Here is a 17,894-nt window from a genome sequence, read left to right on the forward strand (position 1 = left end):
GCGGCTGGCCCCTATAATGTCCCCCTCATTATTCAACAAGATGCCGACATGGAGCGCCTGCGCATTTCTACTGTCCTCATCACCGACACAAGATACGAGACGATGAAACGCCTGATCCTGATGATGCCCCTGATTGCCTCCGGCTGTGCCAACTACGCCTTCAACAGCAATCTGGATAAAGAGAACTTCGACGAATACTTCAAACCCGGTAGCGTGCGCATCTATGAACAGGATGAGCTGGCGGACCTCAACTACCTCTACCTCGGCACCATCGAGGGTGAATCCTGCCAGGCCGACGCCAACCAGCCGGTGCCCAACGCAGGTGAAGCGCGCACCCTGGCCCGCCGTCGCGCCGCCGACATGGGTGGCAACGGCGTCACCATCGACAAATGCGCCGAGTTCAGCGACACCCCGGGCTGCCTGAAACAGGTGATCTGCTACGGGCAGGCGCTGAAAGTGGCCGAAGAGAAGTAACCCGCTGTCATGGCCCTCGCTATCGTTCGCCTTGGCAGCCCGCGCCTGCCCGATGAGGGGCTGCGGATCGGCACGGTGCGCCGCCCGCCCCGCGGCGTACCCAAGAGCGAATTTGCCAGCCAGCATTGGTACGATGTCTGGTTTCCCAACCTCGCCCCCAGCAGCGAGACCATGAAGCTGGGGCAGGCAGCCGAGACACCCGCCCAGTGGGCGGCGTTTGGCAAGCAGTACAAGACCGAGATGGCGCAACCTGCCGCCAGGCACGATCTGGCGCTGCTGGCCGCCCTCTCCCACACCACCAATCTATCGGTGGGTTGTTACTGCGCGCAGGAGTCCCGCTGCCATCGCGCCATCTTGAAAGAGCTGCTGGTAGCCGCTGGGGCCGCAATCCGCTAACTCGGTGAGCGACAGCGATGGGACGGGGAATCGCGTCAGCCTCTATTCGGCAACCATCAGGCATGGATAGACAGAGAGGGCATCCCGCAGGATGCCCTCTCTCGTTATGTTCGCGCTATTGCAGCAATTTTCGACAGCAGCGGCTCGATGCACTCTCTCTTATTACAAACTGGGCTCCAGCAGCTGCTGCCGCAGCAAAGCCTCCTCGGCCTGAGTCATGGCATGTTCCGCTACCCCGGCGGCAGGCTCGATGGCCAGCCAGTGGGCAAGGTCGGCGGCGGTCTCCTCCAGCGGCCGGAAGTTCAACCCGTGGACGATGGCCGCCTCGGCGCTTATAGAGCCGTAACCGGCAAACTCCGCCTGCGCGCAGGGCAGCAGGGTGGGATAGCTCTGCCAGGGCTCGATTCCGGCCGCCAGCATGGTCGGCCAGGGCACCCAATCAGCCTCTATGGGGGAGGCAACTCCCACTCTCGCCGCCAACCGCTCGACCCAATCTGTCAGCGCAATGCCCGGTTTGACCAGATTGAAAACTCCCGTCAACTGCTGCTCGGCCGCGCGCAACACAAACTCGGCGCAGTCGCGCACATCGAGATACTGCAAGCGATCCTCGCCACTGCCCGGCAGCAACCAGGGCCCGCCCTGCTGCACCCGCTTAATCCACCAGGCCATGCGCCCGGTAGGATCATGGGGGCCACACAACACGCCCGGGCGCAGGATGCAAAGCCGCTCGCCCCAGTGGGCGCGATACTCCTGCTCGCACAACACCTTGAGGGGGCCATAGTCAGTGGGCATTTCACCTTCGGGGATAGGGTGCAGCGGCGCCGACTCATTCATCCCGGGCATTGAGAAATCGCGATAGACGCTGATGGTGGAGATAAAGATCAACCGCGCGCAGCACCCTAGCAAGGCCGCCGAGAGGCTTGCCGCCTGCTCGGGGCGATAGCAGCAGGTATCGATGACGAGATCCCACTGCAACCCGGCCCCTTGCAGGGCGCTCAGGCTCTTGTCCCTGTCGCCAGCGAGCTGCACCAGATCGCGCCAGTCCGGATGCTGGTGCAGGCCACGGTTGAACAGGGTCACTTCATGGCCCCAATCCAGTGCCAGCGCGGTAAGGTGGCGCCCCAAAAAGCCGGTGCCACCGATAATCAGCAGTTTCATCCCTCTCCCTCCCCCTTCGGCGCGAGTGCGCACATTGCATCCTGACACGCCAATGCCTCCACCCTACGCAACTTGGCGTGCGGGCACAGCCCCCGACTGGCCGGGATGGGACTGGGATCACGGCAGCGCCGTAGAAATTGGCGTAATGAGGCCAAGCCTGCGTTTTGGGGCCGCCTGTGCTAAATTGCCGGGGTTTTCAGTCAGGATCCGCCATGAAGTTCGAAATCGACACCCTCGGGATCATCCGCTCTCCCTACAAGGAGAAGTTCGCCATCCCCCGCCAGCCCGGTCTGGTCAAATCGGCCCGCGCCCGCCTCGAGCTGCTCCCCCCTTACGATCAGCCGGATGTGCTGCGCGGCATCGAGCAGTTCTCCCATCTGTGGCTCAGCTTCGTGTTTCATCAGACCATGGCGCAGGGCTGGCACCCGACGGTGCGCCCGCCGCGCCTTGGCGGCAACGAACGGGTCGGCGTCTTTGCCACTCGCTCCACCTTCCGCCCCAATCCACTCGGCCTCTCGGTGGTCGAACTGCACGGGGTCGGCCGCGAGCGGGGCAAACTGTGGCTGGAGCTGGGGGCGGTGGATCTGCTCGATGGCACCCCCATCGTCGATATCAAACCCTACATCCCCTATGCCGACAGCCTGCCGGGTGCCCGTGGCGGCTTTGCCCCCGACGCCCCCACCCCGCCACTGGCGGTGAGCTTCAGTGCCGAGGCCGAACAGCAGTTGCAACCCTGGCTTAAGGCCCATCCCGAACTGCGCCAGCTGGTGAGCGAAGTGCTGGCGCAAGATCCGCGCCCCGCCTACAAGAAGGGCAAGCCCGATGAGAAGGAGTACGGAGTGCGACTGTTTGACTGCAACGTCCGTTTTCGCATCAGCGAGCCGGATTGCGTGGTGCTGGCCATCGAGCCCGCCTGAACCTGGGCGGGCCGAAGTCACTGATGCTATTTCACACCTTCTTCACGTCACAAGGGGCTTAATGAGCCTGTAAATTGTGTGGCATTGATCAGACTATCCACCCGGTTGCCAGTGATACCATGCAGACAACAGAGGGCATCTCCTCTCTGACTGAGGTCAGCCGCAGGCTGCCGGTTGATGGCAAGCATGGCAAGCATGGCAGCCCGGCTGTTGCCGCCAATGGATATGGCCTCGCCCCGACACGCTTGAGTGCGGGGATGCAACACGGATGTGACAGCACTTCGAAGGAACAAACCTATGCTGATGAACAGTGAACAACGTTATGGCACCCTGAATATCGGGCTGCACTGGCTGACCCTGTGGGCCATGATCGCCGTCTACGCCCTGATCGAATTTCGCGACATTTTCCCCAAAGGAGACCCGGGTCGGGATCTGATGAAGGAGTGGCACTTCATGCTGGGGCTGCTGATCTTCGCACTGGTCTTTGTCAGACTGGCCCTGCGCTGGATGAGCCCGACGCCCCGTATCGTGCCCGAGCTCTCCCCCCTGATGCACAAGCTGGCCAAGCTGGCCCATATCGCCCTCTACGGCTTCCTCATTCTGACCCCGCTGTGTGGCTGGCTGTTGCTGAGCGCCGCCGGCAAGCCCATCCCCTTCTTCGGGCTTGAGCTGCCTGCCCTGCTTTCCCCAAGTCCGGATCTCAAGGGACTGATCAAGGAGGTGCACGAGACGCTGGGCAATATCGGTTACGCCCTGATCGGCCTGCACACGGTGGCGGCCCTCTATCACCACCATATTCTCAAAGACAACACCCTCACCAATATGCTGCCGCCGCGCCGCAGCTAACGGCTAACGAGGAAATGCAGAGGGGGCCATTGTGGCCCCCTCTCTGTTTTCCTGAACAGCACGCTGGCAAAGAGCATTACGCCTGCTTGGCCAGCTCCTCAGTCGGCTTGCCTTTCGGCTCGTGCGGCAGCTTTTTCACATTGCTCTTGCTCTCCGTCTGCTTGCTCTCGGACGAACTGTTTTCAGACAAGGCTTGCAACACGGGATCGGCCTTGCCGGCCACGGTGGGCTGGGACTGGCCAACAAAGTTGCCGCCTTTGCAGATGGAGAGACTGCCCCCCTTGAAAATCCCCTGCATCTTGCCGCTCTCCAGGATCTCCACCTCGGCGGAGGTACAGGTGCCTTCCAGCAGGGCATTGATGATCACGTGGGGCGCACTCACCTCCCCCTCAACGCTACCGCCCTGCATGATGTGCAGCACACCACCGATGAGCTGGATGGTGCCATTGATCTGACCGCGCACCTCCAGATCCCCCTCCACCTGCAACTCGCCCTTGAAGCGGGCACCGGCTGCAATCACGGTGGCCCCCGCCGACGCAGTAGCCTCACCACCTTTGTTTCTTCCAAACATCCGTACTCTCTCCACCAACCACACAAGCAGAACCAGCGGCATCGGCGCCACTGGCCACAGAAAACAGGGCGACCCCAGCACGTAGAGCAGCAAGGCTGCCCCCCAGCAGAGCCAGACAATATAAAGGAGGTCGCTGCGCTCACGCTGTTGCAGTCGCGCCAGCAGCCTCTCGGCCATCTCTCTCATCACATCAAACCTTTCGCAACATGACTGCCGACCAGCATGCCATCGACAACCCGGACCATGGTTAAACGACCAGTTGGCGCGAACTCTGAAGTCCCGCTGATTCAGTCCCGATACAGCCGGGATGCATTAGGATTCGAATTGACTCGAAGCGACATACACTTTCTAATTGACAGCCTGGATCCCTATGACCGCTCACATCATGAAAATTCTGTTGGTCGAAGACGACAAGCTGCTCAATCACCACCTCTCCTCTCTGCTGACCGAAGCCGACAATCAGGTCTACAGCACCGACCAGGCCGGGATTGCACTGCACTACGCCGCCGACTATCCCATTGATGTGGCCATCATCGACCTCGGTCTGCCCGATATGGACGGCCTGCAACTGATCCGGCAACTGCGCGAACGGCAGATCCCCTTCCCCATCATTGTGCTGACCGCCCGTGGCAACTGGCAGGACAAGGTCGAAGGACTGGAAGCAGGTGCTGATGACTATCTGGTCAAACCGTTCCAGAAAGATGAGCTGCTGGCCCGACTCAATGCGCTGGTGCGCCGCAGCGCCGGTTTTATCTCGCCCAGGGTGAAAGCTGGTGATTACGAGCTGGATCTCTCCCGCAAGGAGCTGACCATCGCCGGTGAAGTGGCGGTGCTCACCAGCTTTGAATACCTGATTCTGGAGTACCTGATGCGCAACGCCCGTCAGGTAGTCTCCAAGCAGCAACTGCTCGACCAGCTCTACGGCGACGGCGAAGGTGATCCCAACACCATCGAGGTGATGGTGAGCCGCCTGCGCAAGAAGCTGGATCCGGAAGGGACGATTCAACCCATCTCCACCATCCGGCGTCAGGGTTACATCTTCAACCTCTCCTGTAACTGATGCAGTTTCATCTGCCGCGCCCCATCAAGATGATCCGCAGCTCACTGCACATCAAACTGCTGCTCAGCTCGCTGCTGGTCATCGCGCTGATCATGGGGTTTGCCGTCTACGCCCTCTACCTCGGCCACGTCGAGGAGCAAACCCAGAAGGCCAGCGCCCGGATGCAGGAGAACCTGGCCAAGCTGTTTTCCTCCACCGAGCCGGATGACAAGGGGTCGAACGTCGAGCTGGGGCGGATATCACGTGGTGCGGGGGATCGCAACCTCGATACCCTGATCTGCCGCGCCGATGGCGATCTGGTCTGGTCGAGCCTCCATATGCCGGAGGTGATCAAGGCCAAACAGACCATCTGCGGCGATCTGATGAAGTATCTGGGGGGGATGGATCTCGACTACTTCTTCAAGAAGCACACCATCAAGAACGGCGAGAGCTACTTCGTCTACAGCTTGCGGTTTATCCGCAATCCCGGCAGCGGCACCACCGCCTACTATGTGGTGATGATCGACTCGGCCAAACGCTATCACGAAGAGTCCCGTACCTACCTCTACCAGACTGCCAAACAGGCGCTGCTCGCCTATATGCTGCTGGCCGGGCTGCTGCTGCTCACCACCTTCTGGAGCCTCAGCTCCCTGCGCACCATCGCCCGCCAGATCGACGATATCCGGGCTGGCAAGCGCGATGCGCTGTCAAACGAATTCGAACGGGAACTGGCACCGCTGACCGACTCGGTCAACCAACTGCTGGAGAACGAACGCCAGCAGACCCAGCGCTACCAGCACGCCCTCAACGATCTCGCCCACAGCCTGAAAACCCGGCTGGCGCTGATCCAGATCACCACTCGCGAAGTGAAGCTGGGGCGGGAGATCCACGACAACATCAACGAGCAGATCCTCACCATGGATCAGATGATCCAGTATCAGCTCAGACGGGCCGTGACCGGCCGCCAGCGCCTTGCCAGCAAGGGCACCGAGCCGGTGCCGCTGATTGAAAAACTGCTGGCCAGCCTGACCAAGGTCTATCGCCACAAGAAGCTGCAAACCCACTTCAAGTTCGACGATGACGCTCTCTTCCACGGCGAACAGGGCGACTTGATGGAGCTGATGGGCAACCTGCTCGACAACGCCTGCAAGTTTGCAATCAGCGAAGTGAAGGTGACGGTGCGCCGCCATCTCGAGCGGCTGCGTATCGAAGTGGAAGATGATGGCCCGGGTATCGACCCGGCCAAATCGGAGCAGATCTTCCAGCGCGGCGTTCGGGCTGACAGCTCGCCGGGTCAGGGCATAGGTCTGGCGGTTGTGACCGAAATCGTCCACAGCTACGGCGGCCAGATCCGGGTCGATGAATCCCCCCTCGGCGGCGCCCGCTTTACCCTGGATCTCCCCTGACAGCACGCCAGTCTGCCCCCTTGAAATCTCTCCGTTGCGGGCCCTTTAGCGGCCCGCAGCCCTTTGCTCATCAGACCACATATTGGTCGCATTCATGTCCCTCGATGTTACAATCCGGTCACAAAAAATCGGGAAAGGTAATGAAAACATGAAGATCCGAATGCTATTGCTGGCCGCCCTGCTCTGCCACGGCGCCGCACAGGCGCAAGAGAAGGCCCCCGATGGCTGGCAAGATGGCCCCATGACCCGTCTCAAGGCACAGGCCCTGCTGCAAACCCTCAACGCCACCTTGCTGAGCAACCCGAGTGCTACCGTCACCCTGCAAAACTGGTGCGCCAACCACAAGATGGCGGGCGAGCCGCGCATTCGCGCCCGGCGTGACCAGACAACACGCAAGCCAGCCGATGCCGCCACCCGTGAGCTGTTCAAGATCGGCGCCGATGAGCCGGTGGGCTATCGCCGGGTGCAGCTAACTTGCGGCGATCATATCTTCTCGGAAGCGGACAACTGGTATGTCAAAAGCCGCCTCACGCCGGAGATGAACCAGCTGCTCGACCGCAGTGACACCCCGTTCGGGCTCGCGGTCAAGGCGCTCAACTTCAGCCGCAAGACACTCTCCTCCACCCTGCTCTGGTCACCCCTGCCGGATGGCTGGGAGATGAAGATGCCCGTCATTGCCACCAGCAAGGCACCGCTGACCATCCCCGATCAGGTATTGCAGCACCGCGCCCTGCTTTCACGGGAGGATGGCACGCCGTTCAGTCTGGTGGTCGAGACCTACCGCCGGGATCTGTTCGCCTTCCCGCTGGATGCGGACAACGGTCAATAACCCGGCACTGATACTGCAAGCGGTTGTCGACATACGGATATGGCAGAATAATGGCCATCGGCAATAAGTAATATCCCTCTCGCAAGCGACCAATAAAAGAGGCCGGACTATCTCATTTCGTCCGGCCGGCTTGCTACACGGGAGAGCTTTCTGTCGGTGTTTACTCAGATAAAAGGGACGGCACCATAGCGATTTGAATAGGGATTGCCGCGCTTTGCCTTGAAAAAAAGCACCATCAGCGGGCCGATAATCGGGATTAATCCCAGCAGCAAAAACCAGCCATTGAGACCAATGTCGTGCAGACGGCGCACGCTCAATGCCCAGCAGGGCACAATAATAAAGAGACCATATACGCCCATCAGTTTGTAGCCATAATCCAGCTGCTTGGTCAGCAGTGAGAGGATGACACAAATAATGGTATTGATAAGAACGAACATCCAATATTCTTTGCGCGAGGCCCGTCCTTTGAAATCAGCAAATTTCTGAAATGCACGAAAATACCAGTTCATAAAAACTCCAGCTTCTGCGTCTATGTTGATTTTGCACGAAGGAGACAGAAATAAGCGATAGCAAAACCATCGGTATTGGTGTTGGTCGCTTGTCATAACCTGCTGCGGCCAGACAAAGATAATTGGACATTGTGATAATCAGCAAGGCAATTTGGATTATAAAATATAAAAGAACATACCCCGTTAATAGTGATTATGACCAATTAGCACCGCCAGCGGTGCCAGCTCTGGCTTTGCGCAGTGTGACAGGCCGCGGGTTTTAAAGATTTTTGATAATTTTTGATAACTTTTCATCGTGTAAACACGCACAATAAGGGCTTTGCAGCGGAGCCATAGGCAGTGCTTACGGCAGATACTGGCCCCGAAAGCCGCAAAGGGAGTTACGGTGACGAATGGCAGCGGAAGAATGGAAGCTGGAAACGGCAGCCAACAGTACGGTAACTGGATAAAAGCTACGTTGGCAGGCAAGGCTCAATAACAGCGCATGGATATCAGGGATGACCAGATGAACAAGACAGCGGCTATATTCTCCATTCTCTTAAGCATGAATCTCCATGCAGGCCAGAACCTTACGACCATTAACAGCGATGCTCATCCGGTTATCGGGGTATGGCGCCTCAATTTTGCCGATACCAGCTGTTATGAAGAGTACGACTTCAGGGCGGATGGTCGTCTCTATACCGCGTCAAATCAACAGCAGATCGAATCATCCTATATTATTGAACGCGAACCATCTGCCTCCGGATTTTACCGACTGGAAGAACATATTCTCAAAGAAAATGGTGGCAAAGACTGCCTGGATATGTCCCAGAATGAGGATACCGACTACGTCTACTATCTGAAATTTTCACCGTCGGAAGATCAGTTTTTAATCTGTCTCGATGAGAGCGATGAAGAGTGCATTGGTTATTTTATTCGCCAGTCCAGTCCGCGCCAACAAAAACTACAGCAGATAGCGGCAACCACCATGTAGCCCCTGTCTTTATGGATTCCTTTTATTTTGTGCTGGCCAGATATTTAAAATATAAAAAGAGGTTGGGTGAGTTCACAGCAAATAAAAACATCCGACCTTGATTCGATAATACATCCAACAATGTTGCCCACCAAAGAGAGAAATATGGTTGTGCTAACCGGTTATATCATTGTTCCCGCCTCCGATTTACCAGCAGTCATCGGGGAACTTGATAACCATATCCAGCTGACTAGACAGGAACATGGCTGCCTGCAGTTCGAGGTGACGCAAAGCAGGCTAAACCCCTGCCGCTTCGAGGTCTGCGAGACCTTTCGCGATCCCGCCGCCTTTGCCACCCATCAAGCCCGGGTCAAAGCCTCCCGCTGGGGGGAGATTACGGTCAATGTCGAGAGACACTATACCGTGACGGGACTTGGCGAATAGCCCTAGCCTCTCGCCTATTTTCCACCTTCGACGATTGAGAGACTTATGATCCGCCCATTATCCGCATCTGATTTCGATGCCGCAGTCGAGCTCTGGTATCAGGCCTCGGTCAAGGCACACGGCTTTATTCCCGCCGACTTCTGGCATGCGCAGCGTGCAGCGATGCGGGATATCTATCTGCCTGCCAGCGAGAGCTGGGTTTATGAGGAGCAGGGGCAGCTGGCCGGATTTATCTCTTGGCATCAGGGCTCGGTTGCCGCCCTCTTTATCACCCCGCGCTGGCAATCACAGGGGCTGGGTCGACAGCTGCTAGACCACCTCAAGTCACGGCATGAGCAACTTGAGCTCACCGTCTACGCCGAAAATGAGCAGGCGCGACGCTTTTACACCCGCAACGGCTTTCACGAGGGGGAGCAGAGAATATGCGAGCATAGCGGCCACGCCGAGATCCTCATGCAGTGGCAGCGGGGCATCTGAAGTCAAAAACAGTGGCTGATTGCTGACATGCTGCGGCAGGGCGGGCAGGCGTTGCCTTGAATGCCATGACGCCATTCTCTACAATGGCCCACTTTATATCCATTTCGGGTCATAGCCATGAGCGATACCAGCACCAAGCCGGCACTGCCGGATCACCTCTCCTGCAATCCCCGCAGCCCCCACTATGTGGCGGCCTGCTTCGAGCATCCGATCGGTATTCGCCTGAACGGCAAAGAGCGCACCGACGTCGAAGAGTACTGCATCAGCGAAGGCTGGGTGAAGATCCCCTCCCCCAAGGCGCTGGATCGCCGCGGCCAGCCCATCCTGATCAAGCTCAAGGGCACCGTCGAAGCCTATTACAGCTAATTGCAGCTGCCCGCTTCGGTTAAAAACAAGGCCACCCTCGCGGTGGCCTTGTTGTTTGCGTCGGTCAGCACGACGACAAGCTGGTCGGGTTTATACCCCCAGCCGATCGCGCAGGGTGTACCAGGCGGCGCCCGCGGCGGTGAAGGGGATGCGGAACAACCGACCACCCGGGAAGGGGTAGTGCGGCAGTTTGGCAAAGGCATCGAAGCGCTCCGCCTGACCGCTCAGCACCTCAGAGAGCAGCTTGCCCGCCAGATGGGTGCAGGTGACACCATGGCCGCTGTAGCCCTGCATGTAGTAGATGTTGGGGCCGATGCGGCCAAACTGCGGCAGGCGCGACAGAGTGAGCAGGAAGTTGCCGGTCCAGGTGTACTCCACCTTGACGTCGGCCAGCTGCGGGAAAGTCTTGAGCATCTTGGGGAGGATCAGCCGCTCGATATCCGCCGGATCCCGCGCGCCATAGACCACGCCACCGCCATAGATCAACCGGTGATCGCCGGAGGTACGGTAGTAGTCGAGCAGGTAGTTGCAATCCTCCAGACAGTAGTTCTGCGGCAAGAGTGAACGGGCCCGCTCCTCTCCCAGCACTTCGGTGGCGATCACCTGGGTGCCGCAAGGCATGCTCTTGCTGGCCAGTTCCGGCACCAGATTGCCGAGGTAGGCGTTGCCGGCCACCACGATAAAGCGTGCCTTCACCGCCCCTTTGGCGGTCTTGACCAACGCCGGCTGACCCGGAGTAATGCTGGTGACGGCGGACTGCTCGAAGATCTGCCCCCCCTGGATGCGGATCGCTTCCGCCTCCCCCAGCGCCAGATTGAGAGGGTGAATATGGCCGCCGCTCTTGTCGAGCAGGGCGCCGACGTAGCGATCGCTCGCCACCACCTCGCGCACCCCCTTGGCATCGAGCAGCTCCAGCTGCTCATTGCCCCACTTCTCCCAGCGCGCCTTCTGCGCCTTGAGCTCGTGGAACTGCTTCTCGGTCTCGGCGGCAAAGACGCCCCCCTCCTGCAGATCGCACTGGATGTTGTAGCGCTTGATCCGCTCGCGGATGATCTGGCCCCCCTCAAACAGCATGGAACCGAGCAGCCTGGCCTGATCCGGCGGGCAGTTCGCTTCTATGGTGTCAATGTCGCGGCTGTAGGAGTTGACGATCTGGCCACCGTTGCGGCCGCTGGCACCAAAGCCGACTCGTGCGGCCTCCAGCACCACCACCTTGTAGCCCTTCTCGACCAGATGCAGGGCGCTGGAGAGGCCGGTATAACCCGCCCCGATGACGCAGACATCGCACTCCAGCTGTTCGGTCAATGTCGGGTAGGGCGCGTGTTTATTGGCACTGGCTGCGTAGTAACTGTTTACATGTTCGGTCATGATCCCTGTTTCCTTACCGGTTCTGTTGCCAAACTACTGTCAGGATTAAAAGCTCGCCGGGGTGTGGGCGCTGACGATGCGGCAGGTCTGCCCCGACGGATTGCTGAAACTGTGGGGCTCGCCGGTGTCGATCACATAGCTGTCGCCCGCTTCGAGTTGATAACTCTGGCCTGCCACCGTCAGGGTTACCGACCCCTCCAGCACAGTGCCGACCTCCTCTCCCTGATGCTTGACCTGCCCGCCGGTGTCAGTGCCGGGGGGATAGGTCTCCAGCATAAAGCCGAGCTGGCGGCGGTTGTTGCCGTTGTGCACCAACTTCATCGAGACCCCCTGACTGCCCAGCTCGATAAGCTGTTCAGCCTTGATCACCACGCTGCAGGGGCGGCTCTCCTCCTCGGCGAAAAAGCGCGACAGCGGCAGGCCATAGACGGTGAGCAGCTTTTGCAACGACGCCACCGAGGGGCTCACCTTGTCCTGCTCTATCATGCAGATGGCGCCGTGGGTCAGGCCGCTCAGCTCCGCCGCCCGCCGCTGGGAGAGCCCCAGCTGGTGGCGCACTGCCGCCAGCCGCTCGCCCATGGTACGGGCACCACTCTGCGGCACCAGCTGCAGGCGAGCCTCGCTCTCACTGCTCTGTGGCCCGCTCATGGCAGGCCCCCTCTCATCTTCTGCCTGCACTCCCGCAACATGGGTCATCTCCCTCTTCCCTCTGGTTAAAATAGCGGACCAGCACCATCCCTGGCTGTTTGCGATGCTACACACTCATCGTTAATTATTTTGCACACCCCAACCATCACACCAAGCCACCGGATCGGGGTAAACTGCGCTACACAGCCCATTTTCTAGCACGCAGCACACCAACAATTCAAATATATTTAACACTTGAAAAACATTTCAGCTCAATTTATGGTCTCCCTGTGCTTATTATTTTATACGGCAGCACCACAGGATGAGCCGCATCATCGCCACCTTGCTGCCAGGTTTCACCATTGAGGCTTGCCATGTCCGCTACCAGCTCCAATCAAAGCTTGATCAAATCCCGCGCCTATATAGATGGTCAGTGGTGCGAGGCCGCCAGCGGCCGCACCTTCGAGGTCACCAATCCGGCTACCGGTGCCGTGATCACTCAGGTGCCCGACATGAATGAAGAGGATACCCGCCGCGCCATCGCGGCCGCCCATGCGGCGCAACCCGCTTGGGCAGCCCTCACCGCCAAGGAGCGCAGCAACAAGCTCTACGCCTGGTTTGCCGCCATCACCACCCACAGCGACGAGCTGGCCCGCATCATGACCTGCGAGCAGGGCAAGCCGCTGGCGGAAGCCAAGGGGGAAGTGACCTACGGCGCCAGCTTTATCCAGTGGTTCGCCGAAGAGGGCAAGCGCGCCTATGGCCGCACCATTCCGGGCTTTAGCGGCGATCGCCGGCTGGCCACCATCAAGCAGCCGGTAGGGGTGGTCGCCGCCATCACCCCGTGGAACTTCCCGATTGCCATGATCACCCGCAAGGCGGGCCCGGCGCTGGCCGCCGGTTGCACCATCGTCATCAAGCCGGCCGCCGAAACCCCGCTCTGCGCACTGGCGCTGGCGGTACTGGCCGAGCAGGCGGGGATCCCCGCCGGGGTCATCAATATCGTCACCAGCCACCAGCCGAGCGCGGTGGGCAACGAGCTGTGCAACAACCCGACTGTGCGCAAGCTCTCCTTCACCGGCTCGACCCGCATCGGCAAGCTGCTGATGCGCCAGTGCGCCGACACCATGAAGCGCCTCTCGCTGGAGCTGGGCGGCAATGCGCCCTTTATCGTCTTTGACGACGCCGATCTCGACGCCGCCGTGGCCGGGGCGCTCGCCTCCAAATACCGCAACGCCGGGCAGACCTGCGTCTGCGCCAACCGCATTCTGGTACAGGCCAGCGTCTATGACGCCTTCGTCGAGAAGCTGACTGCCGCCGTTGCCGCCTTCAAGGTGGGAGATGGCATGGCGGAGGGCACCCAGATCGGCCCGCTCATCAACCCGGCTGCCGCCAGCAAGGTGGCCGAACTGGTGCAGCAATCGGTTGCCGCCGGTGCCGAAGTGCTGCTGGGTGGAGAACCCCACCCTGCCGGCCCCCTCTTCTACCGCCCCACCATTCTCGGCAAGGTCGCCAGGGACAACCCCATCCTGCAGGAGGAGATCTTCGGCCCGGTCGCGCCGCTGGTGCGTTTCGAGAGCGAAGCCGAGGCCATCGCGCTGGCCAACGATACCCCCTATGGTCTGGCCGCCTACTTCTATGGCCGCGACATCGCCCGGGTATGGCGCGTCGCCGAGCAGCTTGAATACGGCATGGTAGGTATCAACGAGGGGATCATCTCAACCGAATTGGCCCCCTTTGGCGGCATCAAGGAGTCGGGTCTGGGTCGGGAGGGGGCAGCCGAGGGGCTGGAGGAGTATCTGGAGACCAAATACCTCTGCTTTGGCGCCATTCGCTAGAGCAATAGCAACAAAAGGCATCGCATTTACAGATGCCTTTTTGCTGCAACCCATCGTTTTGATAGATAGAGGCAGATAGAGCCGAGCAGTCTGATGGGCTGCTCGGCGAGCACGGGCGGTTTGCCGCCCGCCACCAATTCAGTCAGGGAATTTCGGGGCTGCGGCCCCTCAGGGAGGAAAGATGAGTCAATCAGAATCAAACAAGGCGTGGCAAGCGCGCCGCGAAGCGGCCGTGGTCAACGGCGTTGGTACCCTGCTGTCGGTCTTTATCGACCGCGCGCAAAATGCCGAGCTGTGGGATGTGGAGGGCAACCGCTACATCGACTTTGCCTCCGGCATCGCCGTGCTCAACACCGGCCACAACCATCCGAAAGTGGTGGCAGCGGTGCGCGAGCAGCTGGAAAAGTTCAGCCACACCTGTTTTCAGGTCACCCCGTACCCGGGCTATATCGAGCTTGCCGAAAAGCTCAACGCCCTGGTGCCCGGCCCGACTCCGAAACGCACCCTGTTTCTCTCCACCGGCGCCGAGGCGGTCGAGAACGCCATCAAGATTGCCCGCGCCCATACCGGTCGCAGCGGCACCATCGCCTTCAAGGGGGGCTTTCACGGTCGCACCATGATGGGCATGGCGCTCACCGGCAAGGTGGTGCCCTACAAGACCGGCTTTGGCCCCTTCCCGGGGGAGGTCTACCACATCCCCTTCCCCGCCGACTATCTGGGGGTGAGTGAAGAGGATGCCCTGCACGCCCTCGACCTCTGCTTCAGCGCCGACATCGAGCCCTCCCGCGTTGCCGCCATCATCATCGAGCCGGTACAGGGCGAAGGGGGCTTCTACCCCGCCTCCCCGAGCTTTATGCAGAAGCTGCGCAGCATCTGCGATCAGCACGGCATTCTGCTCATCTGCGACGAGATCCAGAGCGGCTTCTGTCGCACCGGCAAGACCTTCGCCACCGAGTATGCCGGCATCGAGCCGGACATCATGACGTTGGCCAAGAGTCTGGCGGGCGGCTTCCCCCTCTCGGCCGTGGTGGGCAAGGCAGAGATCATGAACGCAGCCAAGCCGGGCGGCCTTGGCGGCACCTATGCCGGTTCCCCCATCGCCTGTGCCGCCGCGCTGGCGGTATTGCAGGTGATCGAAGAGGAAAAACTCAACCAGAAAGCGCTGGATCAGGGTGAGCAGATCAAGGCGGGGCTGCAACGCATAGCCGAGCGTTTTGACTGCATAGGTCAAATTCGCGGACCCGGTGCCATGGTTGCCATGGAGCTGGTGAAACAGCGCAATGCCGACCAGCCCGATCCCGACCTCACCAAACGTCTGGTGGCCGAGGCGGGCAAACGGGGTCTGGTCCTGCTCTCATGCGGGGTGCGCGCAAATGTCATCCGTTTTCTCGCCCCGCTGACCGCCCCGGCGGCAGTGATTGACGAAGGGATGCAAATCCTTGAAAAATCACTGGAGGCCGCGCTGGCCTGACCAGCAGGAAAGTAACCGCTAACCTGTGCAAAAAAATGCAGTTTTGCCCCCTTTTTTTCTTGTCAAGGGGGCCCTGCAAATGCACAATGCGCCGCCACTGCAAGGACCGGTATTACCACATCTCGCCGGTCCTTTTTTGTACAGTGAACAAACCCATAAACGAGGCCGGATCACCCCCGGAAAAGATAGCGAGATTGGCAGCAATCTCCCGACACCACATTCAGTGAGGAACAACATGGGGCATCTCAATGCTTTCCGACCGGCTCTGCCCGGTGCGCGCCACCCCGGCGCCCTTGATTCCCGGGCCTCTTTCCCGGTTTCGTTGATGGAGTGTGCCGCCCCGGCACCGCGTGAGGAACAGGCATGATGAACGCCCAACCGGTTGGTCTGAAAAAGACCCTGAAACTGTGGCAGGTCGTGGTCATGGGTCTTGCCTACCTCACCCCCATGGCAGTGTTCGACACCTTCGGCATCGTTACCGAGATCACCGAAGGCCATGTCCCTACCGCCTACCTCTTTGCCCTGATCGGCATGCTGTTCACCGCCCTGAGCTACGGCCATCTGGTGCGCAAGTTCCCGTCGGCAGGCTCCGCCTATACCTATGCCCAGAAGGTGTTCCACCCCTATGTCGGCTTTATGGTGGGCTGGACCTCCCTGCTCGACTATATGTTCATGCCGATGATCAACATGCTGCTAGCCAAGATCTATCTGCAGGCGCTCTTCCCGAACGTAGAGCCCTGGACCTATATCTTCGGTCTGGCGGCGGTGATGACCGCCCTCAACCTGCGCGGCATCAAGCTGGTGGCCAACTTCAACAGCGTCATCGTCATCATGCAGTTCAGCATCATCGCCGTCTTTATCGGCCTGATCGCCTGGGGCGTGCACAATGGCGAGGGGCTGGGCACTGTGGCCAGCAGCCGTCCCTTCTTCTCCGAGCAGATCAACATCTCGCCGCTGCTGATGGGGGCCTCGATCCTCTGTCTGTCGTTCCTCGGCTTTGATGCCATCAGCACCCTGTCGGAAGAGACCCCGGACGCGGATCGGGTTATCCCCCGCGCCATCGTGCTGACGGCACTGATCGGCGGTGTGCTGTTTGTCACCACCTCCTACTTCCTGCAGCTCTTCTTCCCGGACATCTCCCGCTTCCAGCATCCGGATGCGGTGCTGCCGGAGATCGCCCTCTATGTCGGTGGCAAGCTGTTCCAGGCGGTAGTGCTGGTCTGCACCACAGTGGCGGTACTCGCCTCCGGGCTCGCCTCCCACGCCGGCGTATCGCGCCTGCTCTACGTGATGGGGCGGGACCGCGCCCTGCCGAGCCGCTTCTTCTCCTATGTGCATCCGAAGTGGCAGACTCCGGCCTGCAATGTGCTGCTGGTCGGCCTGCTCGCCCTCTCCGCCGTCTCGTTCGATCTGGAGATGGCGCTGGCCCTGATCAACTTCGGCGCCCTGGTGGCCTTCACCTTCGTCAATCTGGCGGTGATTGCCCACTTCTATGTGAAGCTCGGTCGCAACAAGAGTCTCAAGGATCATCTGGTCTATCTGCTGCTGCCGCTCTGTGGCGCCGCCTGCATCGGGGTGCTGTGGCTCAACCTTGAGCCCTCCTCCTTCGAGTTGGGTCTGATCTGGGCTGCGCTCGGTGCCATCTACCTCTTCCTGCGCCTGACGGTGTTCCGCATTCCGCTGCATACCGCAGACAAGGTGGAGATCGCCCAGTAACCGCGGCTCAACCATACCGTCATACAAAACAAGGAGCCTGCGGGCTCCTTGTTGTTTTTGCGGCGCTCTGGTTGCCAGCAGCACGGGTTGCCAGAAATGAGGTTTCTGCAGGAAGTGTGACTGATTTCAAATAACTACCCAGCCGGGCTGCTCGCCGTGCCATGGCTCAAGCCGCATCGCCCCCTATCCCCAGTCATTAATATGAATGGATATGCAATAGATCTTTTTCCACTCCACCCCCTCCCATCCCCCGCCAGCCGATAAGCTCGCTGGACTCGAGCCCGGGGGAGCTCCGCCAAATATGATCAGGATCAATGTTGAGGCGCTATGCACCCTGCAGCCCCGATTTGCCGATTTTTCATACGCCATGACAGGGTTCTCTTCCCCCCGAAAAAGGGGGAGTGGCTCGGGGACGGCTGCAGGGGGCGAGTGACCACTTACCTGCCCCGTGCGTATGCAAAAAAATGCGTGAATTAGCCCTTTTTTGCTT

The 17,894-nt window shown here is 59.8% G+C and carries 19 protein-coding genes; 14 read left to right on the top strand and 5 right to left on the bottom strand.

The genetic code is table 11. From position 1 onward, the window contains the following. The first annotated feature begins 102 nt into the window (after nucleotides 1–102). A complete protein-coding gene (gene rcsF, locus ACTG1P_RS06915) occupies nucleotides 103–474 on the top strand; it encodes an Rcs stress response system protein RcsF (protein ID WP_013723982.1) in 372 nt (123 codons plus the stop codon). Nucleotides 475–483: 9 nt separating this feature from the next. Beyond that, the gene (locus ACTG1P_RS06920) at nucleotides 484–870 is read left to right on the top strand and encodes a DUF488 domain-containing protein (RefSeq protein ID WP_429024583.1); all 387 of its coding nucleotides are present in this window, start codon (nucleotides 484–486) and stop codon (nucleotides 868–870) included. A gap of 162 nt (nucleotides 871–1,032) precedes the next feature. On the opposite strand, the gene ACTG1P_RS06925 is transcribed toward ACTG1P_RS06920, so the two are convergent. Next, a complete protein-coding gene (locus ACTG1P_RS06925) occupies nucleotides 1,033–2,028 on the bottom strand; it encodes an NAD-dependent epimerase/dehydratase family protein (RefSeq protein ID WP_440000845.1) in 996 nt (331 codons plus the stop codon). Nucleotides 2,029–2,240: 212 nt separating this feature from the next. On the opposite strand from ACTG1P_RS06925, the gene tsaA reads away from it, so the two are divergent. After that, nucleotides 2,241–2,945 (top strand): tRNA (N6-threonylcarbamoyladenosine(37)-N6)-methyltransferase TrmO, encoded by a 705-nt coding sequence (tsaA, locus tag ACTG1P_RS06930; protein WP_440000846.1) that lies wholly within the window; start codon nucleotides 2,241–2,243, stop codon nucleotides 2,943–2,945. A gap of 297 nt (nucleotides 2,946–3,242) precedes the next feature. Further along, nucleotides 3,243–3,791, top strand: a complete 549-nt coding sequence (locus ACTG1P_RS06935; RefSeq protein ID WP_440000847.1) for a cytochrome b — start codon at nucleotides 3,243–3,245, stop codon at nucleotides 3,789–3,791. 76 nt (nucleotides 3,792–3,867) lie between these two features. On the opposite strand, the gene ACTG1P_RS06940 is transcribed toward ACTG1P_RS06935, so the two are convergent. Beyond that, entirely contained in the window at nucleotides 3,868–4,548 is a 681-nt protein-coding gene (locus tag ACTG1P_RS06940) for a bactofilin family protein (RefSeq protein ID WP_440000848.1), read from the bottom strand. 199 nt (nucleotides 4,549–4,747) lie between these two features. Here ACTG1P_RS06940 and ACTG1P_RS06945 point away from each other — a divergent pair, with 199 nt between their 5' ends. The 3 genes from ACTG1P_RS06945 to ACTG1P_RS06955 all read left to right on the top strand — a co-directional run bounded on the left by ACTG1P_RS06945 (nucleotide 4,748) and on the right by ACTG1P_RS06955 (nucleotide 7,636). Further along, on the top strand, nucleotides 4,748–5,422 hold the full coding sequence (locus ACTG1P_RS06945) for a response regulator transcription factor (RefSeq protein ID WP_041201856.1): 675 nt from the start codon (nucleotides 4,748–4,750) through the stop codon (nucleotides 5,420–5,422). Then, on the top strand, nucleotides 5,422–6,807 hold the full coding sequence (locus tag ACTG1P_RS06950; protein WP_069556490.1) for an ATP-binding protein: 1,386 nt from the start codon (nucleotides 5,422–5,424) through the stop codon (nucleotides 6,805–6,807). The genes ACTG1P_RS06945 and ACTG1P_RS06950 overlap by 1 nt, the downstream gene beginning before the upstream one ends. Before the next feature lie 148 nt (nucleotides 6,808–6,955). Beyond that, nucleotides 6,956–7,636: a hypothetical protein gene (locus ACTG1P_RS06955; RefSeq protein ID WP_440000849.1), complete on the top strand. Its 681-nt coding sequence runs from the start codon at nucleotides 6,956–6,958 to the stop codon at nucleotides 7,634–7,636. A gap of 164 nt (nucleotides 7,637–7,800) precedes the next feature. Here ACTG1P_RS06955 and ACTG1P_RS06960 read toward each other — a convergent pair whose 3' ends face one another. After that, on the bottom strand, nucleotides 7,801–8,145 hold the full coding sequence (locus tag ACTG1P_RS06960) for a DUF805 domain-containing protein (protein ID WP_278172633.1): 345 nt from the start codon (nucleotides 8,143–8,145) through the stop codon (nucleotides 7,801–7,803). Between the two features lie 505 nt (nucleotides 8,146–8,650). Here ACTG1P_RS06960 and ACTG1P_RS06965 point away from each other — a divergent pair. The 4 genes from ACTG1P_RS06965 to ACTG1P_RS06980 all read left to right on the top strand — a co-directional run bounded on the left by ACTG1P_RS06965 (nucleotide 8,651) and on the right by ACTG1P_RS06980 (nucleotide 10,384). Beyond that, complete coding sequence (locus tag ACTG1P_RS06965; protein WP_440000850.1) at nucleotides 8,651–9,118, top strand: hypothetical protein; 468 nt, start codon at nucleotides 8,651–8,653, stop codon at nucleotides 9,116–9,118. Nucleotides 9,119–9,262: 144 nt separating this feature from the next. Then, nucleotides 9,263–9,541, top strand: coding sequence for a putative quinol monooxygenase (locus ACTG1P_RS06970; RefSeq protein ID WP_440000851.1), 279 nt, complete (start codon nucleotides 9,263–9,265; stop codon nucleotides 9,539–9,541). 45 nt (nucleotides 9,542–9,586) lie between these two features. Next, on the top strand, nucleotides 9,587–10,018 hold the full coding sequence (locus ACTG1P_RS06975) for an N-acetyltransferase (protein WP_440000852.1): 432 nt from the start codon (nucleotides 9,587–9,589) through the stop codon (nucleotides 10,016–10,018). A 117-nt stretch (nucleotides 10,019–10,135) separates the two neighbouring features. Continuing rightward, the gene (locus ACTG1P_RS06980) at nucleotides 10,136–10,384 is read left to right on the top strand and encodes a DUF3297 family protein (RefSeq protein WP_005347440.1); all 249 of its coding nucleotides are present in this window, start codon (nucleotides 10,136–10,138) and stop codon (nucleotides 10,382–10,384) included. A gap of 90 nt (nucleotides 10,385–10,474) precedes the next feature. On the opposite strand, the gene ACTG1P_RS06985 is transcribed toward ACTG1P_RS06980, so the two are convergent. Both ACTG1P_RS06985 and puuR read right to left on the bottom strand, forming a co-directional pair. Further along, on the bottom strand, nucleotides 10,475–11,752 hold the full coding sequence (locus tag ACTG1P_RS06985; protein WP_219278104.1) for an NAD(P)/FAD-dependent oxidoreductase: 1,278 nt from the start codon (nucleotides 11,750–11,752) through the stop codon (nucleotides 10,475–10,477). A 45-nt stretch (nucleotides 11,753–11,797) separates the two neighbouring features. Further along, complete coding sequence (gene puuR / locus ACTG1P_RS06990) at nucleotides 11,798–12,400, bottom strand: HTH-type transcriptional regulator PuuR (protein WP_041208438.1); 603 nt, start codon at nucleotides 12,398–12,400, stop codon at nucleotides 11,798–11,800. A 353-nt stretch (nucleotides 12,401–12,753) separates the two neighbouring features. Here puuR and ACTG1P_RS06995 point away from each other — a divergent pair, with 353 nt between their 5' ends. From ACTG1P_RS06995 to ACTG1P_RS07005, 3 genes are all read left to right on the top strand, one after another. Then, entirely contained in the window at nucleotides 12,754–14,217 is a 1,464-nt protein-coding gene (locus tag ACTG1P_RS06995; protein WP_440000853.1) for an NAD-dependent succinate-semialdehyde dehydrogenase, read from the top strand. 181 nt (nucleotides 14,218–14,398) lie between these two features. Beyond that, a complete protein-coding gene (gene gabT / locus ACTG1P_RS07000; protein ID WP_440000854.1) occupies nucleotides 14,399–15,688 on the top strand; it encodes a 4-aminobutyrate--2-oxoglutarate transaminase in 1,290 nt (429 codons plus the stop codon). Nucleotides 15,689–16,054: 366 nt separating this feature from the next. After that, complete coding sequence (locus ACTG1P_RS07005; protein WP_440002288.1) at nucleotides 16,055–17,404, top strand: APC family permease; 1,350 nt, start codon at nucleotides 16,055–16,057, stop codon at nucleotides 17,402–17,404. The last annotated feature ends 490 nt before the right edge of the window (nucleotides 17,405–17,894 follow it).

Origin of the sequence: Aeromonas sp. 11P (genome assembly GCF_051920165.1) — a bacterium.
Lineage (GTDB): Bacteria > Pseudomonadota > Gammaproteobacteria > Enterobacterales > Aeromonadaceae > Aeromonas > Aeromonas veronii.